Here is a 23,483-nt window from a genome sequence, read left to right as displayed (position 1 = left end):
TTGATTCTTTATAATATAATGCAAAATCTTCACTATCCTCACAAATTTTTTCTAAAATTGCTTACTACGAGATGTTTACATAGAGTCGATCATAAGATGGTCATCACCGATTATAAGAGAATAGGCATATTCCGAACAGGAGATGCAGGATGAAAGCGGGTCATTAAAGTTGAACAAAGAGCAACAACCTGAAAGCTTTTCTTCATATCCAAATAATTTAGTGGAGAAAGTATTTAATTCGACTACTGAGGGTATTATGATTACGGATGAAAAAATGCGGATTACGTTAGTAAATGCTGCGTTTGAAAAGGTTACGGGCTATGTTTTGAACGAAGTGCGAGGTGAAACTCCACGTATACTGAAGTCAGGTAGGCAAGAAAAAACATTTTACGCAACTATGTGGAATGAGTTGAAGCTTAAAGGTACCTGGCAAGGCGAAATATGGAATAAAAGAAAAAACGGAGAACTTTACCCAGAATATCTAACTATTTATAGCATACAAAACGAGCAAGGGGAAACTACTAATTACTTTGGTGTCTTTTCCGATATTTCCATAAAAAAAGTGGTAGAGAAAGAAATGGAAACGTTAACTTTCAGTGATCGCCTTACGAGTTTACCTAATAGATCTTCCTTTAACGAATTATTTTCACAAATAATCAGTGAATCTGGTTCTCAGGCAAAGCATGCAATCTTGTTTATAGATTTAGATCGCTTTAAGCAAGTAAACGCCTCACTTGGCAATGAAGTAGGGGATATCATCCTAGTTGAATTTGCTAAACGCATTAAGCAAATTATTAATAAAGACGATATTTTTGCAAGATATGGTGGAGACGAATTTTTGCTTGCTATACAGGATATTAAAAATCAAAAAGAAGCCGCCCAATATGCTTCAGAAATTATTAAATCGCTTAGCAAGCCATTCTATTTAGATGATATGGAAATTTATATCACTTCTAGTATTGGAATTGGATTATACCCTCAAGACAGCGAGGATGTTGACAAGCTTTTACACAAGGCTGACAAGGCAATGTACTTCGCTAAACAAAATGGTAGAAACCAATATGCTTTTTACTTCGAGGAATTAAAGAGGGATTCAAAGAGGCAATTGTTCCTAGAAGCTGAGTTGAGAAAGGGTATTCAGGCTAAAGATTTTAACATATACTATCAACCGAAAATTTCGCTAGATACAAATGAAATCGTTGGAGTAGAAGCTTTAGTTAGATGGCAAAATGATCAGATTGGAGTCGTATCCCCTGGCGAATTTATACCTTTAGCAGAGGACACGGGCCTTATCATTCCTTTGAGTGAGCTAATAGTTGAAAAAGTATGTTTAGATATTCTTGAATGGAGAACACTTGGTTTAAATAACCTTAATGTATCAATAAATATTGCTTCACTCCATTTTCAACAGGATAATTTTATCGAGAGAATAAATGAAATATTGATGCAATATAATTGTAGTCCACAGCAGCTTGAATTAGAATTAACAGAGCGTACGATTATGAAGGACTCCGAGAGTATTATAACCAAGCTAATAAAGCTTAAAAATATGGGTTTTAAAATTTCCATTGATGATTTTGGTACAGGATACTCTTCTTTAAGCTATTTAAACCGATTTCCTTTAAACTATTTAAAAATTGATAGAAGCTTTATACAGCATATTACTTCATTAAAGGATAAACAAGCGATCGTAGAATCAATTATATTAATGTCTCATCGCTTGCAATTAAAAGTAATAGCTGAAGGTGTAGAATCCAAAGAACAAGTAAAAATCTTAAAAGAAATGAACTGCGATATTATACAAGGATATTATTACAGCAAGCCAGTTCCAAGTAAAGGGCTAATGGATTTTCTCGAGCTTTGGGAGATCCTTAAGCAAGAAGGGAAGCAATAATGACAACATTTAAATTAGTAGCAACTGCAGCAATGGGCTTAGAAGCCATCGTTGCAGAAGAAGTGAAAGCACTAGGATACGAAACAACGACTGAAAATGGAAAAGTATATTTTGAAGGAGACGAGCGGGCAATTGCAAGAGCCAATGTTTGGTTAAGAGTAGCAGATCGAGTGAAAATTGTCGCAGCTCAGTTTCCAGTAAGAACTTTTGATGAACTTTTTGAACGTACAAAGGCTATTCAATGGGAAAAGTTTCTTCCTGTGGATGCTGCATTTCCCGTTCAAGGTAAATCCGTCAAATCTACTTTATTCAGTGTTCCAGATTGTCAGGCTATTGTCAAAAAAGCGATTGTAGAAAGATTAAAGCTTGCATATAAACGAATTGGATTTCTGGATGAATCAGGTGCAACATATAAGATTGAAATAAGTATACTTAAAGATGTGGCAACAATCACCTTAGACACGAGTGGTGCTGGATTGCATAAACGTGGCTACCGACATGGCCAAGGGGAAGCTCCATTAAAGGAAACGTTAGCAGCCGCTTTGGTAAAAGTCTCTAAATGGAGCCCCAATCGTCCATTTGTCGATCCATTTTGTGGTTCTGGGACAATTCCAATAGAAGCAGCTATGATTGGCCAAAATATCGCTCCAGGCTTTAATAGAGATTTTCACAGCGAAGATTGGTCTTGGATGCCTAAAACAATTTGGGATGATGTAAGAAACGAAGCAGAGGATTTAGCTGATTATGATCAAAAATTAGAGATTATCGGCTCTGATATTGATCATAAGATGATTCAAATCGCAGAACAAAATGCATTTGAGTCAGGATTTGCAGATATAATCAGCTTTAAACAAATGCAGGCAAGTGACTTTTCAACCAATCTGACGGATGGTGTCATGATTGGTAATCCTCCTTACGGCGAACGTATAGGAGAAATCGAAGAAATTGAAAAAGTTATCAGCGACCTTGGCCATACAATGGAAACATATCCATCATGGTCGGTATATATGCTTTCTTCTATGGAGAATTTTGAAAATCTTTACGGACGTAAAGCAACTAAGAAACGTAAATTATTTAATGGATTTATTAGAACAGACTACTATCAGTTCTGGGGTAAACGTTCATAACAGTAGGGGAGACTAGCTCTCCCATGCTGTTATATTATTATTCAAGGGAGTTAGAAAATGAAGCAGGCTTTGCCATTTAAATTATCAAAAGACCGTTCTTTCTTTGAATCATTAGGAGATTGGATGGGAGACGTATTATACGATGAATTGCCAGAGAAAGGGTTTGAATGTCGTGATGAACAAATTTTCATGGCATATCAAATCGAAAAAGCATTAAAAGAAAAAAATGTATTATTTGCAGAAGCAGGCGTAGGTACCGGTAAAACAATCGCTTACTTACTTCCTGCTATTTCTTATGCAAGATATACTGGAAAACCAGCCTTGATTGCATGCGCGGATGAAACGCTAATAGAGCAATTGGTAAAAGAGGCCGGAGACATCTTTAAGCTACAAAATTATTTAGATATAAAAATCGATGTTAGGTTAGCTAAATCGCGTAGCCAGTACCTATGCCTAAAACGATTGGAAGAAGCGCAAAAGGATAGCGATAACGACTTCTTTATAGAAGAAATTGAAGATGGAGTACCTGATTTCGTTTATGGCTCGTCTTCTCTTCAAAGTATCTTTCCATTTGGTGAGCGTAGCCAATTTTCAGGAGTAAGTGATGTAGACTGGCAAAAGGTTAACTTTCATCCTACTCAACAATGTACTGTCTGTGATTTACGCAATAGATGTGGGCAAACAATTCACCGTCAGCATTACAGAGAATCATCTGATTTAATCATCTGTTCCCATGACTTTTTAATGGAACATCTGTGGACTAAGGATTCACGTGTTCGAGAAGGACAATTGCCATTTTTACCAGAAGTGTCGATGATTGTATTAGACGAAGGACATTTGCTAGAATTCGCAGCTCAAAAAGCGTTAACCTATGAAGTACAAAGTGAAACATTAATTCGATTACTTGAAAGAGTAATGGTAGATGGTGTTCGCGAAAAGACTTTAAACTTAATGGAAGTTCTCCAAGATACGCATGAGAAAATTTTTAGCGTTTTACGAATCGGCAGCTTTGCGGAAGAAACGGAACGTATGAAGATTAACAAGTCATCTGAGCTAATGCAGTTATGTAAGCATGCCATTAAAATTACAGATGATTTACTAGAGGAGTTCGTGTTTGAATCAGAGCTTTTTACAATTCCAGAATATGAACTTAGAATGGTAGAGGAATTTTTAGAGCAATATTCTTTTTCCTTGCGATTATTTACAGAGAAGGGCGATGGGGTTGAGTGGTTAGAAATAATCGATGGCTACGAAACACTTATTATCATGCCTAGATTAGTTACAGACATTTTAAATGAAAAGCTATTTTCTACCAAGCTTCCGATCATCTTTTCATCTGCTACATTATCGATTGAAAAAGATTTTACGTATTTGGCAGATTCGTTAGGAATAGAAAAGTTTCAATCATTCTCAGTGCCGTCTCCGTTTGACTACGATGAAGTGATGAAAGTTAAAACGCATCATATTAGCCAGGAAGAGAAGGCTAGTGAAGTCGATCATTTATTGAAAGCAAAACAACAAACACTTATTTTGTTTAAATCAAAAGCTGCGATGGATAAATTTAGGTCCTCCACAAGTACTGATGATATTGCATATGAAGGGGATCGTGAGCTTTCCACAATCGTCAAAGAATTTCAAAATGGAGAGTTTTCTACACTTTGCTCTTATCATCTTTGGGAAGGCTTAGATTTGCCTAAAGAAGCATTAACTAGAGTAATTATTTATGATTTGCCTTTCCCACCGGTAGATCCGTTATTTGATGCCAAACGTTCATTTTCTAATAATCCATTTGAAGAAGTGGAGCTGCCGTTCATGCTGCTTAGACTTCAGCAAGGAATAGGTCGACTAATTCGTACCTCTGAAGACTACGGTGAGATTCACCTATTGTTGAACGAAAAAGAAGCGCCATTAGAGGGACGTTTTGTAGGGATTTTGCCAACACCAATTTCAAATTAATTTTAAATAGCCTTTTTCTTTTAAGTTTGTGGATGTAAACCACTCATTCCTTATGAATTTTAAGGAATTTGTTTGTTATACATTGGACGAATATAAAAGGAAAAGGTTTTTTAACGAATCCCTTTAAATTGAATAATATAAATAACAGGGCGTATGTCTCAAGAATTTAAAAAGGTGGGATTGAGTATACAAAATATGGATGATACAGTTTATTTAAACAAGGACGATATTACTAGTGATTTTCATTATGCTAATACAGAAGAGAAAATGACTGGTCCATGGTTTGACAATTTAACTTTTTTACAAATGAACCATTCAAAAAATATTCATCAACAAAATGAAGTAGCTAATAAAGACACATCAAAACAGCCATCGGAAGAATTAAATGAGATAGTAAAAATAAAGCGACCTACGATTATAAGAAGAAAATGTAGTAGATCATTATTGACATCTTCCACTGATTACAAATTTATATTAATGGACGCTAAGAAGAGCAAGAAGGATAGCAGCATGCTAAACTGTTTGAAAGTAGCCAGAAGCACACTAAAGTCTTATTATAACCTTTTAAACAATAGCTATATCTCTAGCAAACCTAAAGAAAAATATAAAAGAGCTCATCTATTCACCTCTTCACAAACAATGGAATTAGATGATTATAACTACGAATTAGAATTGATGGCTTACATGGAATATGAAGATAATCAAACAGACTGGGAAAGAAAACCACATTTATTACTGCAAGATTCATCTGTGTTATTAGACCAACATTTATGATCTATCCTGAATATTACAATTTGTTGGCATATGTATCTAAAATAAATACTGTAAGTGTAATTATACGGAGAAAAAAAAGGCAAATAACCATCCGTGGAACCTGTTAAAAGTAATATCGAAGTTTTATCTATGGCACCGTAGAAATAGAGGATGCTGGAGTTTCAACTCCTCCTAATTTGATGTCTGGGCTTGGTTCATAGAAACTAAGCTCATTTTTAAATATATAAATATATAGTAAATTGGGTTGAAGAGACTTAATTAGCTTTATCCAGATATGCTTGGTGAAGAGAGGGGGACTGCTTGGTATATTTGTAGCATTCTTCAAAAGAGGCTGGGACATAAGTAGATTCATGCTACATAAAAATGCTGTGAGTTGATTCTTATTACAATCTATAAAGAAAAGAATACTTCATTCTGAGTGAATGCGTTTTGATAGACATTTATTTAACTGAAGATATCTTCTTTTATATGTGAAGGTATGTGCAGTTTTCACTTGATATCGAAGATAATTCGGGGTGTTTGGATCGGAGACGGCGACTCCTAGGGGACAAGCGTGTGGTAGAGACTACAGGCTCGAGCAGTGCCCCCAGGAAATCGTCCGCTGTAGCAGAGAACACCAACTGTAAGTAGAAAAAGCCCCGGAAATTTACTAAACGGTAAATTTCCCGGACTCTTGAATTTTTAAGGTGGGTTTTATCCCAGCTTCGTAATATTAAGATTTTGAAGTTACCAGAATTTATACCCTTTTGAACCTGGAGGAGCATTCTGAAGCATATCGAACACTGGAACTGTATAAGCAAACAAGATTAAGAAGATACAAATAGTCAACCAGATCTTCCAGTTTTCCAAAACCATTGGAGTTTTTTCTGCATTTTCAGAAACCTCGCCAATTGGGAATTCTGTTTCTCCTTTAGGAGCAAACCATACTAGGTGGACGATGATATACAATACCAAGATGATACCGATGAATAAAATCGTACCACCAACTGCCTGAGCTATCTGATAGCCAATCCAATCAGTTGCTTGTGCAGAATCACCATAGGTAGAGAAATCTGAACGGCGAGGAGCACCCATTAAACCAGCTATATGCATAGCTCCAGACATGATGGACATACCTACTGCCCATACAATAGCTTGTATAATTGCTAGCTTATTCATTTGTTTAGTCAACACTCTACCAGTAAGATGAGGGATTAACCAATAAGCGGCACCAAAGAATGTTAAAACAACTGTTGTTGCTAAAGTGAGATGAAAGTGACCAGTAACCCAGATAGTATTATGTACTACTTGGTTCATTTGGTTAGATGCATTAATAATACCTCCAGCTCCAGCAGGGATGAAGGCTGCCATACCGATGAATGGTACAACGAATCGAGCATCCTTCCATGGAAGCTTTTTAAACCATCCAAATAACCCTTTTCCTCCAAGCTGTCTTCCGCGAATTTCAAATGTAGCGAACATGGAGAAAGCAGTTAGAAGGGAAGGTATAACAACCATCATTGTCAAAATTACTTGCAAGTATTTCCAGAAAGAATCAATACCAGGCTCTGTCAATTGGTGATGGAATCCAACAGGAATAGAGAAAATCAAGAAAAGCATAAAGGAAAGTCTTGCAAGTGCATCCGAATAAATTTTCCCGCCAATAATTTTAGGAATGATTACGTACCAAACCATATAAGCAGGTAATAGCCAGAAATATACTAATGGGTGACCAAAATACCAGAAAAGTGTACGAGAAAGAAGAATATCAATCTTATCTACCCAGCCTAATGACCAAGGAATCAATTGGAAAACTACCTCAACTGCAACACCAAGTGAACAAATGATCCACATAGTTAAGTTTACGATTACCATAAAAGTTAATAATGGGCTTGGTTCTCCTGGATTAGCTTTGCGCCATTCTCTATATTTCATTATAAGACCAGCTCCACCAATCCAAGAGCCTACGACTACCAGTGCCAATCCCACATAGAAGATCCAATGTGCTTGTAGGGGTGCATAGAAAGTGTACAGAACAGATGCTTCATTTAATAAAACCATTACTGCAGCAGCAGTTGTTCCGATTGTCATTGTCCAGAACCCAATCCAGCCAAGCATTCTTTGCTTATCTGTCAATGTGCCGGCAGTGCGACTTACAGCAGCAATTTGGAAACCAAAGATAAAATAAGTTGTTAAGATAAGTGCTAATAAAACCCCATGAACCGTTAATAATTGATAGTATCCGATTCCCCAAGGAAGAGTAAATTGTCCAGAACGTACTAGTGTTTGTAATAGTCCACAAAGTCCTCCGATTAAAAGTGCAATGAATGCTACATGGATGTGAGCCATTGCGAGCTTGCCATCACGACGATCTACCTTCACAAAGCTTTGTGCTTTCTCTGTTATTGTTGCCATGTTACTCAACCACCTTTAACTTCGATGTCATAGAAGTGTGTCCTATGCCACAATATTCGTTACATAATATTAAATACTCTCCAGCTTTATCTACTGTTGTTACGTATTCTGAAACGTAGCCAGGTTCTAGCATCATATTAATATTCGTACCCACTATTTGAAAGCCATGAATTACGTCTTTTGTTGTTGCGATAAATTTAACAGTTGATCCGAGTGGTACTTCAAATTCCTGTGGATTATAGAAGAAAGCAGAAGCAACGACTACTACTTCGTAATCCCATTCCTTACCTTCGACCTTGTGAACTCCAGGATTATTAAAAGGAGCAATTTCATCTACTCGCTCAGGATCAATATATACTTTTGCACTAGGTGGATGAGAACCGTAATGAAATGCGCTAAAGCCAACTATAATTAAGAATAAAACCAAAGACCCTACCCCGAATGTTATCCACCATTTTTCATACTTGTGAATATGCATAACCTTTAACCTCCAATGATTTAAAATCTGTCAATAAATAAATAGAATGCCAGAAACCAAGTTACTAATATAAAGATCCCCACTACGCTAACAGATATTAACGTGCCCTTAAGTTCTGGTTCTTTATTGTGTTTTTTGGACATCAGTCGTACACCTCCAAAATATTCTTCTTTTTATCTATAGCTACATCATAAATTTAAATATTTATGTGTGATGTGATATTTCTCACACATACAAAGGTATTATGTGAAGATAATGTGAAATAAATTAAAAGTCATAGAAGTGGAAGGGAGATTAGTGAAGATAGTTGCAGTTCAGACTCTTGAGAAATAGAGTGCTAGCTAAAGATCTTATCCTTTAAATTAGCTCAAGGTCCTTAGGGATTGCCAAATAAAAAAGAATCCTTTATTTAAAAGGATTCTAAGTTTTATATGTATTCTTATTGATAGTTAGTCCTCATCTATTGTAAGAATAATAGTCATAAGGCCTATGTCTTCGGTTTCTACAGGCAAGCGAAAGGCATGATGAAAACCAAATAGTTTACTCTTGCCAACAATGACAGTTGGCGGTGTAATATCAATCTCTAAACCTTCTTGGGCAACAGTAGTACACAAGTTGCCTGCAATCATATTCCCGAGTTCACCAGTAAAAGATTCGAGCATTTCGCCCTCGAGAGGCATGCCGAACATAGAGGCGCCAACGGAGGAGAAGAATTGGGAGGATGCATCAACAATAATTCTTCCCTTAATGTCTCCAACAATTCCAATGAGAACGCCCATCTCTTCCTGATCAAATGGTTGAATCATTAGTGTGGGAGACTTAAAACTAAGGTTAAGAGGAATAACAGACTTTAATGATTGAATGGTACCATTTAAAAGTGTTTTAATATGCTTGGAATTACCCATTTTATCCCCTCCTAATAGTAAAGATGAATCAATTTTATCATATTGTCTAGTTAAAAAGAATATATTTTGTAGTCAATTGTTGAAAAATGTGATAACATCTAAATGAGAATGAATATCAAGTTCAGTTGAGAGGGAGATTGTCATGGTATTTATATTAATTGGATCGACTGTAGTTATATACAGCGTAATAACAAAACACATTTTAAATTCTATTACACCGCAAACAAAATAATAGTAGTACAGTGATGACTTTGTGAACAATAAAGTCATCTTTTTTTATATTTTCTGATATGATATACATATTGTTTAAAGAATAAAAAGGGGAAATAAATTTCACATGAATCAATTAGAGGAATTACAGAAAATCAAAGAATCGAATGCTTTACTCGCGACAATTTTTAAACAAAACAATGATGAAGAGAGATATGCAAAATCAAAACTTTTTGCAGAAAAAATAGAAAAGGGAACATTTACAATTGCTTTTGCAGGTCATTTTTCAGCAGGTAAATCAAGTATGATTAATGCCCTTGTAGATGAACAGCTATTACCAACAAGTCCTATACCAACCTCTGCGAATATAGTTACGGTGAGCAAAGCGGACAAGAATTTTGCTATTGTCCACTTTGTAAATGATGCTCCGGTCAAATTCTCTGGGGAATATGATATTGGACAAGTAAAAAAATATTCCAAGGACGGGAGTAAAGTTTCTCAAATAGAAATTGGACATCAAACCTCGGAGCTTCCTAAAGGGATTATAGTTATGGACACACCGGGAGTGGATTCAACGGATGATGCACATCGTGTATCAACAGAGTCTGCATTACATCTAGCAGATATCGTGTTTTATGTAATGGATTATAATCATGTGCAATCCGAGCTGAATTTTCAATTTACTAAACAGTTGCTTCACTACAATGAAAATATTTATTTAATCGTAAATCAGATTGATAAACACAGAGAAGAGGAATTATCTTTCACTGAGTATAAACAATCTGTTTCTACAGCTTTCAATGCTTGGAATGTCGAGCCAAAGGATATCTTTTATACTTCATTAAAAAACAAAGAAATAGTACATAATGATTTTCAACAAGTTAGGCAGATCGTAAAAGAATCTATACTACATAAAGAAGAACTTTTCCTACGGTCAGCATCAGCTACTCTAAAAAAGCTAAAGGATGAACATATAAAATTTTTAGAAGAGGAAAAAAAAGACTTACAGCAGGAACTAAGTTATTTACTCACAGAAGAAGATTGGAGCAATGTTGAAGAAATATTAGATCAGCTGGAAACTTCAGAGAAGCAAATACAGCTCCAAGAGAGCGGTGCGTGGAAAAAGACATTTGAAACGAGCAGGAAGGCTATATTGGAAAACGCCTCAATTATGACTTATGAAATGCGTGACCTTTTAAAACAATATGCAGAAAGTAGGCAGGAGTCATTTAAGGTTGGTTTCATCGGAAGCAAGAAAAAAACAGAAGAAGAAAGAAAAAGAAGGTTAGCTGAAGCAATTCAGATGCTGGATAAAATTGTAGCTACTAATATTACTACACATATAAAAGATTTAATGAAGGGTCTTTTAAAGGATGTTAGCTTGTTAAATGAAGAAAAGGCAAACGAAATAAATAATATGTCCTTTTCTTTACCTGAGGAAATCATCGCAGACACTATGCATAGTGGGGCAAGTGTTACGGGTGATGCAATACTGAACTATGCTAATAGAGTAAATGATGCAGTTATTAGATATTATGTGAAGGAAACTGACCGATGGAAGGACGAAAATTCAAATTATATCGAACTAAATTCATCCAATCTAGATGTGCGGTTAGAGGATAAAACGAATGTTTTAAAGGAAAAGCAAGAAGCTATATTAAAAGTGTCTGATATAGAAGAAAAAATAGAAAATCTGGATAAGCAATTATCGACACCTTCGATCCAGTATAGGAAAGATAGAGATTATCTTCTTGATGAATGGGAGAAAGAACGCTTGTCCTTCGAGCGCTCTATAGTAGAGTACGTTGATAAAACTAGAGAAGAAACAGAAAAAATTTCCCCTGTATTAATAGAGGAAGAGATATTAGAGGAAAGTGCTACATTACCTTTAGATGAAGTAGTGCAAAGGGCAAACAAAATTGGAGAGATTTTATCGGAGCTTCCTGATTTTAAGGACGCCGCGTCTGTTATTAAGAAAAAGGCAATGCGTGTTCAAAACCAACAATTTACAATTGCTCTATTTGGTGCTTTTAGTGCAGGAAAATCAAGCTTTTCTAATGCCTTAATGGGAGCGGATGTTCTGCCGGTTTCTCCAAACCCTACAACCGCTGCCATCAATAAAATACATCCAGTTTCTAAAGAACATCTGCACAATACCGCTGATGTTACTTTAAAATCTAAAGAACAGTTACTCGATGATGTAAAGTTTGCCTTTTTACAATTGGGTAAAAATGTTATTTCATTAGAGGATGCATACGAAAAGGCTCCTTCTGCCTTAAGTGAATCAGCTGCAGAAGAAGTGCATAAGTCATTTGTGAATGCTTTCTACAAAGGATATCCTGATGTACGGAATCATCTAGGTGAGATACTAAATGTGGATAATCAAGAATTTTCTCTTTATGTGGCTGAGGAATCGAAAAGCTGTTTTGTTGATTACATTGACTTTTATTATGATTGTGAGTTAACTAGATTAGGCGTCACTTTAGTAGATACACCAGGTGCAGATTCCATCAATGCTAGACATACTGGTGTTGCGTTCGATTATATACGAAATGCAGATGCCGTTCTTTTTGTCACATACTTTAATCATGCTTTTGCAAAGGCTGATAGAGAATTTCTTATTCAGCTTGGTCGTGTTAAAGATTCCTTTGAACTAGATAAAATGTTTTTCGTTGTAAACGCCATTGATCTTGCAAGCAACGAGGAAGAGGCTAACTTAGTTAAACAGTACGTAAAAGACGAACTGCAGCGATTTGGAATTCGATTTCCTAGGGTGTATGGAGTCTCTAGTCTTCAAGCTTTAAAAGAAAAGCAAAACAAAGAAAGACTTCATCAAGGCATGGAACATTTTGAAGAAGCATTCCATCATTTTTTGGAAAAAGATCTTAAACAAATTGCTATAACTTCATTAGAAGAGGAATCTAATCGACAAAAAAATAAATTGCTTTCTTTAATAGAACAAACGGAGGCTAACTTAGCAAGAAAAGAAGAACGACTTACTGAGCTTAGCGATCAGGAACTAAAAATAAGGAATCGTTATACTGAATACAAGTCTGTATCTTTAACTAAAGATGCGGTTCAGGAATTGGAATCCCTTCTTTTTTACGTATTACAACGTGTGTATTATCGATTCAACGAATTTTTTAAGGAAGCGTATAATCCTTCAATTTTCTCTAATTATAATGCATCTACGGCTTTGGACTTAGCATTGAGGGATATACTTCAAATGATTCGTTTTGATCTGGAGCAGGAAGTCCGTGTTACGAATTTCCGACTGCTACAATATATTCAAAAACAAATGACTCAAATAGATAAAGAAGAAATGCGAGTATTAAAGGAATGGAATGGGAGCTTAACTTATAGCCCTCATGAAAGTGAAGACTACGAATTACTAGAGTTTGTTGGCCCCTTTAAAGACAAAGACAAATATACTCATGTAAAATCATATTTTAAAAGTGCTAAGTCATTTTTTGAAAAAAATGAAAAAGAAAAACTAAGAGATGCTCTATCCGAGCAAACAAAAGTTGAGGCAGCTGCTTATTTAGATGAGGAAAAAAAACGTTTAGTAAAATGGCTAACTATCTATGCAGAGAAGGAAGTAGAAAATGCTCGCTTAAAATGGTTAAATGAATCCTTAACTCAGTTGGAGGCAGAAAGAAGATTACTGGAGCAGGAAGAAACACTAGCTAAGTGGAAGGATATCTATAAGAAATTAGATACTGGAGGTAACGAAAAATGACAAAGGTATTTATAGAGCTTTCAGAAATAGATATAACGTCTTCAAGATTTATTGATACGCGCTTTATCTTGGGGGAACCTTCCGCAGGCTATGAAGCATTTAAAGAAAGCCATGTGAGTGGAGCAGTTTATTGGGATCTTGAAAAAGATCTCTCTGATATGGACGATTTTAAAGGTAGACATCCGATGATTTCAAAGGAAAAAATGATTGAGCTTGTACAAAACTCAGGTTTAAATTTAGATGATACAATTATTATTTATGATCAAGGGGAAGCTCCTTTTGCATTAAGAGCTTATTTCTTGCTGGAATGGGCAGGATTTAAAAATGTAAGAGTTATACGCCAAAGCTTCGAAATGATAAAACAGCAACTTCCAATAACTGATGAAGTGACTCAATATACCAAGTCGAATATGACTCCACTTTGGAATGACGAAATTTATTTAACTATGGATGAAGTGCGAGATATTGCCAATGGAAAAAGGGACGGACAGTTAATTGATGCTCGTTCATCGGCTAGGTATCGGGGAGAAATAGAGCCTATTGATCATATAGCAGGTCATATTCCAACAGCAATAAATTACGACTGGGAGCAACTAAAGCGAGATGGTGCATTTTTGGAGCAAGAACTAATGGAATCTCAGCTAAGCAACCTTTCTAATAAGGATAAGCCTGTCATTGCATACTGTGGGAGCGGAGTAACGGCAGCTCCATTATACGCAAGCTTAAAAGAAGCTGGTTATAAGGATGTAAAATTGTATGTAGGTAGTTACAGTGACTGGATCCGAGAAAATGATGTAGAGAAATCTAACTAATAATAAAGAGACCATATCTTCTAGGGGATTGGTCTCTTTATTATTAGGTTTAATTTTTTGAAAAGCTTAGGATTTGTATTTAGATAATTTTATAGCTATTTACGACTTCTCTTGAGATCACTCTTTTTTAAACAGGTATTTTTTGTTTATATATGCTCCTTCACTGGTAACGATTACCTCTGCATATGGTATTCCAAATACAGTATAAGTGTTTAGAATAATATACGGTAGTTGTTCCTCTTCATCGATCTTATTACTATCAATCTCATATGAAACTACTAATAGCTGATCAAATGAATTTTGAAAAATATTATTAAATGTACCTAAGTTAAAATCATTCCACTCAGAATCATTATGTACGTTTGTATAAAGAAAACTGGTTGGTAAAAAAGCAATGAGACAAAAAATAAAAGATATTAACTTTAAAAATGCTTTACCTGAACTATAATTTATCCTTCTTCGTTTACGGTACCTCATATTAAACAACTCCAATACTTGTTTTTAAACGCTATAGCAACTTATTCGAATTGTCCTGTAAACATGAATAAATTTAGTTCAGAGACCCATTGGTTAAATTATAAACGATATAAAATAAGGAGGAGTTTAGGTAAATTCATTCAAAATCGTAAGAAAATGAAACAATAAGGGATTAGCTACGTCTAACTTGACTAATAAAGAAAATTGGAAGGGAATGGTTGATCTTTGAGGAAGAAAATGGCCCTTTATTTATCAATGGTTTTTACTTCAGTCGTTCTTTTTGGCTGTCAATTCGAAGAAAGCACTGTTAAAAAAACTAGCAGTCAGCAGTATTTAGAAGAAAATGAAAAATTGGAAATAGATGTAGAATTTTCTGTGGTTACCCTTACAATAATAAAAGAGGGTAAATCAATTGTTTTTGATGATTACAATGCACTTGAGCAATTTAAAAGCATAATCTCAAGCGCGGTAAAAGAAAATGGAATCGTAAATATAGCCAATCCAGATTATTCTGTAGATATAATTAATGAAAATAAAGACAAACAGGTTTTACATCTTTGGTTAGGTGGAGCATTTGAAGAAAGTACCTTTATGAATACAAATGATACTCACACCATTTATATTCTTCCTGGTGAATCTACCAATAAGATATTGGATTTAATAGAACAGGTCTAAAAGATACTCTTTTAGCGGCAATAAGCTTTATCTCTTTACTATTATCCCCTTAACTAAAATATATTTTAGTTAAGGGGACAATTAGCTTTTTACCAATTAAACACGAACATTTGTCACTCCGTGGATTGGAACGACAGGCGGCGACTCCAGCGGGATGAGTGAAACAGATAAGACAGCACAAACGGGGCGAATGCCACGGTTATGGCTTATCACTCATCTCGTGGAACGCGTCCGCCTAAAGTGGAAATCAAGTAAACTATACTCATTGTTAAGAATATTTTTGCTTAGGTTCGTCTAATATTATTTAAGTTAACAGAGTAGTTCGCTTGTTTTTGGAGAAACTAAATAATATCTTTTTAAGGGTATTTCATATATAATAAATTGTCGTATAAAAGAATTTGGTGTATAATAGGCGAATTGTATGTGTAAGAAAAGAGGGGCTAAATAATGAAAAAATCAATTTATGGTCTAACAAGAGACCAATTAATAGAGTGGTTAATGGAACATGGACAAAAGAAATTCCGTGCTGAACAGGTATGGGATTGGTTATATATTAAACGAGTACAGACCTTTGAGGAAATGACGAATGTTAATAAAGATTGTCTTAAGCTACTAGAAGATAACTTTGTAATCCAAACCTTGAAGGAAAATGTAAAACAAGAGTCTGCTGATGGAACGATTAAATTCCTTTTTGAAATGCAGGATGGAAATTTAATCGAAACAGTTTTAATGCGATTTAAATATGGCTTGTCTGTATGTGTAACAACACAAGTAGGCTGTAATATTGGCTGTAGTTTCTGTGCAAGTGGTCTGTTAAAGAAAAGCCGCGATCTAGATGCTGGAGAGATTGTTGGGCAAATTATGAAGGTACAGGAGCATTTAGACGAATTACAGAAGGATGAGCGCGTTAGTCACATCGTAGTAATGGGTATTGGTGAACCATTTGATAATTATAAAAACCTTATGAATTTCTTAAGAACAGTGAATGATCAAAAAGGTCTTGCTATCGGTGCGCGCCATATAACAGTTTCTACAAGTGGGTTAGCTAAGAAGATTATGGACTTTGCAAACGAAAATATTCAAGTTAACCTTGCAGTTTCCTTACACGCTCCAAATGACGAGCTTCGTTCTAAAATTATGGTTATCAATAAGGCGTTTCCAATTGAGAAAGTTATGGCTGCTGTTGACTATTATTTAGAAAAAACAAACCGTCGTATTACATTTGAATATATTCTTCTTAAAGATGTAAACGATCATGTTGAAGAAGCACAGCAATTGGCGAAGCTACTGGAAAATAAACGCCATCTTTCTTATGTTAACTTGATTCCATACAATCCAGTTGACGAGCATGGCCAATACCAACGTAGCACAGAAAAGTCTATTAGTTCATTCTTCCAAACTTTAAAAAATAGCGGTATTAACTGTGGAGTGAGAATGGAACAGGGAACTGATATTGATGCTGCTTGTGGCCAATTACGTAGTAAACAAATTAAAAAAGAAAAAGCTGGAGCAAAATAATACACTTCCAATAAAAAACGCATCTTCCTTATTCAGGAGGATGCGTTTTTTTCTTTTTCTCTAATTCTGTTGGACGCTCGTCTATTGTATGTTTATAGGCATAGCCCTTGTTGATAGTGAAAATAGTTAAGGCAAGGACAATGATAAAGATGATGATTCCAATAACAATAACTGTAACTATGGGAATAACCTCCAAAAAATAAAGTATACACCCATATCATAGCACAATAAAGATGATGGAGGGAGAGGGGGCAATTACAAGAAAAAAGCTATCCCGAGGAATAGCTTTTTTCTTTATACTGTAGCAGTTACATTCATAACTTCTTCAATTTTTTCCCATGGAAGTTCCATTGCCGCAGCAACGCCTTTACCATAAGCTGGGTCTGCTTTATAGCAATGGATGATGTGGCGGATTTTAATGAAATCTTCTACACCATTCATATTACGTGCAGTGTTTTCAAATAATACTTGTTGTTTTTCTGGGGTCATTAGATTGAACAATTTACCTGGTTGTTCGAAATAATTGTCATCATCTTCACGGAATTCCCAAATACCAGCATCTCCTTGAAGTGCTAGACTAGGCTCTTTGAATTGAGGTTGTTCCTTCCATTGACCATAGCTGTTAGGCTCATAAGGTAATGTACTACCTAAGTTACCATCTACACGCATAGCACCATCTCTATGGAAAGAGTGTACAGGACATTTAGGTTTGTTAACAGGAATTTGGTGATGGTTAACACCTAGGCGGTAACGTTGAGCATCGCCATAAGAGAATAAACGACCTTGTAACATTCTATCAGGGGAGAAGCTAATACCAGGTACTACGTTAGCTGGTGTAAAAGCAGCTTGCTCTACTTCTGCAAAATAATTTTCAGGGTTACGGTTTAGTTCCCATTCACCAACTTCGATAAGTGGGAAGTCTTTTTTATACCAAACTTTTGTTAGATCAAAAGGATTATAAGGCATATTATTAGCTTGTTCTTCCGTCATTACCTGAATATACATTTTCCATTTAGGGAAATTACCAGCTTCGATATTGTCGTATAGGTCACGCTGATGACTTTCACGGTCAACACCAACCACTTCAACTGCTTCTTGATCAGTTAAGTTTTCAATACCTTGTTGAGAACGCATATGGAATTTAACCCAGACACGTTCATTGTTAGCATTAATCATACTGAATGTATGGCTACCAAATCCGTGCATTGTACGGTAAGATTTTGGAAGTCCTCTGTCACTCATTACGATTGTAACTTGGTGAAGTGCTTCCGGTAATGATGTCCAGAAATCCCAGTTACTATTAGCACTACGCATACCAGTACGTGGATCACGTTTAATAGCATGATTTAAATCTGGGAAATTAAGTGGATCACGGAAGAAGAATACTGGAGTGTTGTTACCAACTAAATCCCAGTTACCTTGCTCTGTATAGAAACGCATAGAGAATCCACGGATATCTCGTTCCGCATCTGCAGCTCCGCGTTCACCAGCTACAGTTGAGAAACGTACGAACATATCTGTTTCTTTACCAATTTCGGAGAATATACTAGCGCTAGTATATTGAGTAATATCATTAGTCACAGTAAATTTACCGTAAGCACCTGAACCTTTTGCGTGCATACGACGCTCTGGAATTACTTCTCTATCAAAGTGTGCTAGTTTTTCTAATAACCATACGTCTTGTAGTAAAAGAGGACCTCTTCTACCAGCAGATTGTGAGTTTTGGTTATCTACTACTGGTGCGCCAGCTGCAGTTGTCAGCTTATTGTTTTGTTTTTCAGTCATTCTTTTTCCCCCTAGATTAGAATCTTTATAATACAAGAATTATTATATCAAAGGGTGGGGGAGAATGCTAGAATTTGAATGTAACTTTTTATTATTCTTATAGGAATGTGAGCATTATTAGGCAATAGAAAACTTTCTAAACCGTTGATATAGTTGGATTCTCACTTAAATTAATAGGTCAAAAAGTGTGCTATCTTTATTAACTTCCTTAAAGAAAAAGCCATTCTCATTCATACGTGAGAGAAGCTCTAAATAATCCTCACTTCTTTTTAATTCAATGCCGACTAACGCCGGTCCACTTTCTTTGTTGTTCTTTTTGGTATATTCAAAGGTGGTGATATCATCGTCTGGACCCAGTACTTTATCAAGAAATTGTCTTAATGCACCAGCTCTTTGTGGAAAGCTGACGATAAAGTAATATAAGAGCCCTTCATGTATTAACGATTTTTCCTTAATCTCTTGCATCCTACCTATGTCATTATTTCCTCCACTAATAATACATACGACGGACTTACCTTTTATTTGTTCCTTATGAGAATCAAGTGCTGCAATTGATAATGCCCCTGCAGGCTCTGCGATAATAGCGTGTTTATTGTATAAGCTCAAAATAGTTGTGCATACCTTCCCTTCTGGGACAAGGGTGATGTCATCCACATATTTAGAAACAATCTCGTAGTTTAGCTTTCCTACACACTTAACAGCTGCCCCGTCAACGAATTTATCAATTGCATCAAGAACAATTGGGCCTTTGTTAGCTATGGCAGCTTTCATACTTGCAGCTCCTGAAGGCTCGACACCGATAATTTTAGTGTTGGGGGATAGGTTTTTTATATAAGAAGAAACTCCAGAGATGAGACCACCACCACCAATACTAGAAAAAACATAATCAAGCTCCTCTTCAATATCATTCATAATCTCCACAGCCACTGTACCTTGACCAGCAATGATATCTAGATCATCAAATGGATGAATAAACAAACGGCCTTCTTGTTCTGCATAAGTAGTTGCAGTACTAGCGGAGTCATCAAATGTATCCCCAGCTAGGATAATTTCTGCGTATTGCCGGCCAAACATTTTTACCTGCTCAATTTTTTGACTAGGAGTGGTTAGAGGCATAAATATTTTAGCGGAAATACCTAAGTGAGCACAGGCATAAGCGACTCCTTGGGCGTGATTACCTGCACTAGCACAGACTATTCCTTGCTTTCGAGCGATCTCTTCAATGGTTTTAATTTTATAATAAGCACCGCGGAGTTTAAACGAACGAACATGTTGTAAATCTTCGCGTTTAAAATAAATATTCGCTTCATATTTTTCAGATAGATAGTCGTTTTTTTGAAGAGGTGTATGTATAACTACCTCTTTAAGAAATTGGTGCGCTTTTAGCACATCTTCAATTTGAAGTGTTTTGATATCTGCCATTTGCATGATATGACCTCCTAAATCTAATTATCAGTATATTTTAACACACTACAGTAATAAACCCACGATTTATTTTTGATAATTCTAAATAATAAAACACTAAGGGTTTTTGACATTACCTATTTTTGATAATTTCAAACATATTTTATTGACAAAAATGTTCGATTAGAACATAATATGTTCATAGTTAACATTTTATTTGTATTTAGGGGATGAATTCATGCTTCCAATTAACAGAAAAAAGAAAATTATCGATGAGCTTTCTATTAAGGGGAAGGTTGAAATCTTAGAGCTTGTAGACCTTTTAGGAGTTTCTGCAATGACTATACGAAGAGATTTAGACGAATTAGAAAAGCAGAAAAAATTGATAAGAACACATGGTGGTGCTGCGCTACCTCAAGCGATAATAGGGGAACAATCATATGAACAAAAGCTTTCAGAAGCTCATATACAAAAGAAAGAGATTGCACAAATTGCCGTTGGCTTAGTAAAAGACGGTATGAGGATTTTGTTGGATTCAGGAACAACTACATTAGAAATTGCAAGGCTATTGAAATCACGGACGAATATCACAGTAGTTACAAATGATATTAAGATTGCTGCTGAATTAACAGATTCTAATTTAGAAGTTATTTTACTTGGTGGAAAGATCCAGAATGGTGTCGGTGCAATACTTGGATCCTACGCTGAGCAAATGCTAAAAAACATACATGTAGATATTCTGTTCCTTGGAGCACATGCTGTGCATGCTTCTCTCGGTATATCTTCTGCAACTTTCGAGAAAGCATCTATCAAAAAAGAGATGATAAACGTAAGCGAGGCGGTTTACCTAACTGTAGATGCACATAAATTTGGGAAAAAAGCATTTGCTAAAATAGCTGGTGTGGATTCGGTAACAGGAATTATAACGGATAGCACTATTTCTAAGGAAGTAGAAGAGATTTATAAGGAGAAATCTACTTTTATAAAGGGAGTGACAAAGTGAAGATAGGCATTATTGCAGATGATTTAACAGGAGCAAATGCTACTGGAGTCCTCCTGGCGAAAAATGGTTTCACGAGTGCTACAGTTGTTTTTGGTGGAGAGGTGCCATTAAATAGTGATTTTACCTCTATTAGCATAGATACAGATAGTAGATATTGTTCTCCTTCTAATGCAGAAGAACGTGTTTTGAAGGCATATGAGCAACTAACAATTTGGGGAGCAAGTGTTATTGGTAAACGAATTGATAGTACTGTGAGAGGTAATCTCGGAGTAGAGACCGATGTTTTACTGAATGCCATCGGTGGAAACTCCGTAGCGGTTGTTGTTGCTTCTTACCCAGATTCAGGTCGAGTAGTTTCAGGTGGCTATCTTTTAGTGGATGGGGTACCTGTGGAAGCAACTGATGTCGCTAAAGATCCTATGAATCCAATAAGTATCTCTCATGTCCCTACTATTATGGAAAACCAAAGCCAACTTCCTGTTTGTCATGTGGGGCTTGGCACAGTTTTAAAGGGTAAAGAGGCAATACAATTACAGTTAATGAAGCAAATTGAAGCGATGAATCGAATTATAGTAGTAGATGCAGTGACAAATGAAGAAATTGACAATATTGCCGAGGCGATGGCTTCCATAGATGGAATTCATTTTATCCCCGTAGACCCAGGTCCACTCTCTGCCTCTTTTGGAAGAATGAAAGCCCATCAACATGTTCAAACAAATAAATTCATCGTGACTGTTGGTAGTATTACTCCATTAACTGGTAGACAGCTGAATTATTTAATTGATAAGAAAAATGCAGATCCAGTATATGTGCGTGCTAGCGCTTTAGCATCGGTAAGTAGTTCCTGGGAGAAAGAAATTGATCGTGCAACGGAAGAAGCATTGAATAAACTAGAGGTGCAAGAAGTATTAATCATTACTACCTATGCGCCTGGAACAGAAAAGCTGAACCTAGCTGATATAGCATTGAAAGAGGGCGTAACGGAAGAAAAACTGGCAAAGCGTTTAACAGAGGGGCTTGCTAGAGTAACAAACAATGTGGTTCAGCAAACAAAACATCAAATAGATGGTACTTTCTCAAGTGGAGGAGATGTAACGGCAGCTATTTGTGCTGTGAGTGATGCTGCAGCGATAGGCTTGCAGGATGAAGTCATTCCCTTAGCTGCTTATGGCCATTTTATAGGTGGTATATTTGATGGTATTCCCGTGATTACTAAGGGCGGGATGGTAGGAGATAAATATTCTATCTACAAATGCGTAAGATTTTTAACAAACAAAAAAGAAGAAGGAAGTGTTCTAATATGACAACACGAGAAATTATTGCAATACCTATGGGAGATGCAGCAGGGATAGGACCAGAAATTACAGTGAAATCTTTAGCTAAAGAAGAGATTTATTCTATGTGTAAACCACTAGTTGTAGGTGACGCTAAAATTATTCGTAAAGCAATTGAAGTTACTGGGGTGGACTTAAATGTAAACGTGGTTGCCTCTCCAATAGATGGTTCTTATAAATTTGGAACAATTGATATTATTGATTTGAATAATATTGATTTAGAATCTTTTGAACCTGGGAGCGTTTCTGCTCAAAATGGACAAGCGGCTTTCGAATTTATCAAACGATCAGTGGAATTAGCTATGGCTGGGGAAGTTAAAGCATTGGCAACAACTCCTATCAACAAAGAATCTTTAAAAGCAGCTAATGTTCCTTACATTGGCCATACGGAAATGCTAGAAGACCTTGGTGGCTCTCCGGATCCATTAACAATGTTCCAAGTAAATGGTATGCGTATTTTCTTCTTAACTCGCCACTTATCTGTTGCTGACGCTATTAAACAAATGACTAAAGAGCGTGTACGCGATTATTTGAACAGATGTGACCAAGCTTTACAGCGTTTAGGTGTGGAAACTCGTAAATTAGCTGTTGCTGGGTTAAATCCCCACGCAGGTGAGGGTGGTTTGTTTGGGATGGAAGAAGTAGAAGAGATTAAACCAGGCGTCGAGCTTGCTAAAGCAGATGGAATTGATGCATATGGACCAGTTCCTGCTGACTCCGTATTCTTCCAAGCACTTAATGGAAAATATGATGCGGTTCTTTCCTTATATCACGATCAAGGCCATATTGCAGCGAAAATGACCGATTTCCATCGTACTATTTCTATTACGAACGGTCTACCATTCTTGCGCACTTCTGTAGACCACGGGACCGCGTTTGATATTGCATGGAAAAACATTGCATCAGAAGTTAGTATGTTTGAGTGTATCAAGCTTGCTGCAGAGTATGCGCCTAAATTTACTCGTGAGTCTTTGTAAGTTTTGTAATTCTAGAAAAGG

General features: G+C 36.1%; 19 protein-coding genes. 11 read left to right on the top strand and 8 right to left on the bottom strand.

Translation table 11 applies throughout. The annotated features are described in order from the left end of the window. The first annotated feature begins 169 nt into the window (after window positions 1–169). From ACQKNZ_RS12600 to ACQKNZ_RS12585, 4 genes are all read left to right on the top strand, one after another. Window positions 170–1,894, top strand: a complete 1,725-nt coding sequence (locus tag ACQKNZ_RS12600) for a putative bifunctional diguanylate cyclase/phosphodiesterase (protein ID WP_427659979.1) — start codon at window positions 170–172, stop codon at window positions 1,892–1,894. Then, on the top strand, window positions 1,894–3,021 hold the full coding sequence (locus ACQKNZ_RS12595; protein ID WP_144536813.1) for a THUMP domain-containing class I SAM-dependent RNA methyltransferase: 1,128 nt from the start codon (window positions 1,894–1,896) through the stop codon (window positions 3,019–3,021). The genes ACQKNZ_RS12600 and ACQKNZ_RS12595 overlap by 1 nt, the downstream gene beginning before the upstream one ends. A gap of 57 nt (window positions 3,022–3,078) precedes the next feature. Continuing rightward, complete coding sequence (locus tag ACQKNZ_RS12590; RefSeq protein ID WP_427659977.1) at window positions 3,079–4,977, top strand: ATP-dependent DNA helicase; 1,899 nt, start codon at window positions 3,079–3,081, stop codon at window positions 4,975–4,977. A gap of 195 nt (window positions 4,978–5,172) precedes the next feature. Next, window positions 5,173–5,751 (top strand): hypothetical protein, encoded by a 579-nt coding sequence (locus ACQKNZ_RS12585; RefSeq protein ID WP_427659975.1) that lies wholly within the window; start codon window positions 5,173–5,175, stop codon window positions 5,749–5,751. 726 nt (window positions 5,752–6,477) lie between these two features. On the opposite strand, the gene ACQKNZ_RS12580 is transcribed toward ACQKNZ_RS12585, so the two are convergent. From ACQKNZ_RS12580 to ACQKNZ_RS12565, 4 genes are all read right to left on the bottom strand, one after another. After that, window positions 6,478–8,145: a b(o/a)3-type cytochrome-c oxidase subunit 1 gene (locus ACQKNZ_RS12580; RefSeq protein ID WP_151110110.1), complete on the bottom strand. Its 1,668-nt coding sequence runs from the start codon at window positions 8,143–8,145 to the stop codon at window positions 6,478–6,480. 1 nt (window position 8,146) lies between these two features. After that, window positions 8,147–8,623, bottom strand: coding sequence for a cytochrome c oxidase subunit II (locus tag ACQKNZ_RS12575; RefSeq protein ID WP_144536805.1), 477 nt, complete (start codon window positions 8,621–8,623; stop codon window positions 8,147–8,149). Between the two features lie 20 nt (window positions 8,624–8,643). Then, window positions 8,644–8,766: a cytochrome c oxidase subunit 2A gene (locus tag ACQKNZ_RS12570; RefSeq protein ID WP_144536803.1), complete on the bottom strand. Its 123-nt coding sequence runs from the start codon at window positions 8,764–8,766 to the stop codon at window positions 8,644–8,646. Between the two features lie 306 nt (window positions 8,767–9,072). Beyond that, complete coding sequence (locus ACQKNZ_RS12565) at window positions 9,073–9,528, bottom strand: chemotaxis protein CheX (protein ID WP_144536801.1); 456 nt, start codon at window positions 9,526–9,528, stop codon at window positions 9,073–9,075. A 337-nt stretch (window positions 9,529–9,865) separates the two neighbouring features. Here ACQKNZ_RS12565 and ACQKNZ_RS12560 point away from each other — a divergent pair, with 337 nt between their 5' ends. After that, on the top strand, window positions 9,866–13,477 hold the full coding sequence (locus ACQKNZ_RS12560) for a dynamin family protein (RefSeq protein WP_427659972.1): 3,612 nt from the start codon (window positions 9,866–9,868) through the stop codon (window positions 13,475–13,477). Further along, window positions 13,474–14,289 (top strand): sulfurtransferase, encoded by an 816-nt coding sequence (locus tag ACQKNZ_RS12555; RefSeq protein WP_427659970.1) that lies wholly within the window; start codon window positions 13,474–13,476, stop codon window positions 14,287–14,289. Before ACQKNZ_RS12560 ends, ACQKNZ_RS12555 begins: the two co-directional genes overlap by 4 nt. Window positions 14,290–14,406: 117 nt before the next feature. On the opposite strand, the gene ACQKNZ_RS12550 is transcribed toward ACQKNZ_RS12555, so the two are convergent. Continuing rightward, window positions 14,407–14,766, bottom strand: a complete 360-nt coding sequence (locus ACQKNZ_RS12550; RefSeq protein ID WP_144536795.1) for a hypothetical protein — start codon at window positions 14,764–14,766, stop codon at window positions 14,407–14,409. A gap of 255 nt (window positions 14,767–15,021) precedes the next feature. On the opposite strand from ACQKNZ_RS12550, the gene ACQKNZ_RS12545 reads away from it, so the two are divergent. Both ACQKNZ_RS12545 and rlmN read left to right on the top strand, forming a co-directional pair. After that, window positions 15,022–15,441, top strand: a complete 420-nt coding sequence (locus ACQKNZ_RS12545) for a hypothetical protein (RefSeq protein WP_427659968.1) — start codon at window positions 15,022–15,024, stop codon at window positions 15,439–15,441. 447 nt (window positions 15,442–15,888) lie between these two features. Further along, complete coding sequence (rlmN, locus tag ACQKNZ_RS12540) at window positions 15,889–16,959, top strand: 23S rRNA (adenine(2503)-C(2))-methyltransferase RlmN (RefSeq protein ID WP_144536791.1); 1,071 nt, start codon at window positions 15,889–15,891, stop codon at window positions 16,957–16,959. A gap of 28 nt (window positions 16,960–16,987) precedes the next feature. Here the strand turns inward: rlmN and ytzI are convergent, their stop codons facing one another. The 3 genes from ytzI to ilvA all read right to left on the bottom strand — a co-directional run bounded on the left by ytzI (window position 16,988) and on the right by ilvA (window position 20,172). Then, window positions 16,988–17,140 (bottom strand): YtzI protein, encoded by a 153-nt coding sequence (gene ytzI / locus ACQKNZ_RS12535; RefSeq protein ID WP_144537223.1) that lies wholly within the window; start codon window positions 17,138–17,140, stop codon window positions 16,988–16,990. 113 nt (window positions 17,141–17,253) lie between these two features. Further along, window positions 17,254–18,744, bottom strand: a complete 1,491-nt coding sequence (locus tag ACQKNZ_RS12530) for a catalase (protein WP_144536790.1) — start codon at window positions 18,742–18,744, stop codon at window positions 17,254–17,256. A 165-nt stretch (window positions 18,745–18,909) separates the two neighbouring features. After that, on the bottom strand, window positions 18,910–20,172 hold the full coding sequence (ilvA, locus tag ACQKNZ_RS12525) for a threonine ammonia-lyase IlvA (RefSeq protein ID WP_340863064.1): 1,263 nt from the start codon (window positions 20,170–20,172) through the stop codon (window positions 18,910–18,912). A gap of 214 nt (window positions 20,173–20,386) precedes the next feature. Here ilvA and ACQKNZ_RS12520 point away from each other — a divergent pair, with 214 nt between their 5' ends. Genes ACQKNZ_RS12520 through pdxA form a run of 3 tightly spaced genes read left to right on the top strand, consistent with a single transcriptional unit; the run spans window position 20,387 to window position 23,462 of the window. After that, on the top strand, window positions 20,387–21,151 hold the full coding sequence (locus tag ACQKNZ_RS12520) for a DeoR/GlpR family DNA-binding transcription regulator (RefSeq protein ID WP_144536786.1): 765 nt from the start codon (window positions 20,387–20,389) through the stop codon (window positions 21,149–21,151). Beyond that, window positions 21,148–22,455, top strand: a complete 1,308-nt coding sequence (locus tag ACQKNZ_RS12515; protein ID WP_427659964.1) for a four-carbon acid sugar kinase family protein — start codon at window positions 21,148–21,150, stop codon at window positions 22,453–22,455. Before ACQKNZ_RS12520 ends, ACQKNZ_RS12515 begins: the two co-directional genes overlap by 4 nt. After that, window positions 22,452–23,462 carry a 4-hydroxythreonine-4-phosphate dehydrogenase PdxA gene (gene pdxA, locus ACQKNZ_RS12510; protein WP_144536781.1) on the top strand — a complete coding sequence of 337 codons (1,011 nt, stop codon included), beginning with the start codon at window positions 22,452–22,454 and terminating at the stop codon, window positions 23,460–23,462. The genes ACQKNZ_RS12515 and pdxA overlap by 4 nt, the downstream gene beginning before the upstream one ends. The last annotated feature ends 21 nt before the right edge of the window (window positions 23,463–23,483 follow it).

This window comes from Psychrobacillus sp. NPDC093200, assembly GCF_050280345.1.
GTDB lineage: Bacteria > Bacillota > Bacilli > Bacillales_A > Planococcaceae > Psychrobacillus > Psychrobacillus faecigallinarum.
The sequence above is the reverse complement of the archived record's forward strand: the minus strand, read 5'-3'. Positions and strand labels throughout refer to the sequence as shown.

Bases quoted from the DNA above. Each gene is read 5' to 3' on its own strand.
- ACQKNZ_RS12595 (WP_144536813.1), top strand. From the start codon at position 1,894: ATGACAACATTTAAATTAGTAGCAACTGCAGCAATGGGCTTAGAAGCC.
- ACQKNZ_RS12590 (WP_427659977.1), top strand. From the start codon at position 3,079: ATGAAGCAGGCTTTGCCATTTAAATTATCAAAAGACCGTTCTTTCTTT.
- ACQKNZ_RS12585 (WP_427659975.1), top strand. From the start codon at position 5,173: ATGGATGATACAGTTTATTTAAACAAGGACGATATTACTAGTGATTTT.
- ACQKNZ_RS12580 (WP_151110110.1), bottom strand. From the start codon at position 8,145: ATGGCAACAATAACAGAGAAAGCACAAAGCTTTGTGAAGGTAGATCGT.
- ACQKNZ_RS12575 (WP_144536805.1), bottom strand. From the start codon at position 8,623: ATGCATATTCACAAGTATGAAAAATGGTGGATAACATTCGGGGTAGGG.
- ACQKNZ_RS12570 (WP_144536803.1), bottom strand. From the start codon at position 8,766: ATGTCCAAAAAACACAATAAAGAACCAGAACTTAAGGGCACGTTAATA.
- ACQKNZ_RS12565 (WP_144536801.1), bottom strand. From the start codon at position 9,528: ATGGGTAATTCCAAGCATATTAAAACACTTTTAAATGGTACCATTCAA.
- ACQKNZ_RS12560 (WP_427659972.1), top strand. From the start codon at position 9,866: ATGAATCAATTAGAGGAATTACAGAAAATCAAAGAATCGAATGCTTTA.
- ACQKNZ_RS12555 (WP_427659970.1), top strand. From the start codon at position 13,474: ATGACAAAGGTATTTATAGAGCTTTCAGAAATAGATATAACGTCTTCA.
- ACQKNZ_RS12550 (WP_144536795.1), bottom strand. From the start codon at position 14,766: ATGAGGTACCGTAAACGAAGAAGGATAAATTATAGTTCAGGTAAAGCA.
- ACQKNZ_RS12545 (WP_427659968.1), top strand. From the start codon at position 15,022: ATGGTTTTTACTTCAGTCGTTCTTTTTGGCTGTCAATTCGAAGAAAGC.
- rlmN (WP_144536791.1), top strand. From the start codon at position 15,889: ATGAAAAAATCAATTTATGGTCTAACAAGAGACCAATTAATAGAGTGG.
- ACQKNZ_RS12530 (WP_144536790.1), bottom strand. From the start codon at position 18,744: ATGACTGAAAAACAAAACAATAAGCTGACAACTGCAGCTGGCGCACCA.
- ilvA (WP_340863064.1), bottom strand. From the start codon at position 20,172: ATGCAAATGGCAGATATCAAAACACTTCAAATTGAAGATGTGCTAAAA.
- ACQKNZ_RS12520 (WP_144536786.1), top strand. From the start codon at position 20,387: ATGCTTCCAATTAACAGAAAAAAGAAAATTATCGATGAGCTTTCTATT.
- pdxA (WP_144536781.1), top strand. From the start codon at position 22,452: ATGACAACACGAGAAATTATTGCAATACCTATGGGAGATGCAGCAGGG.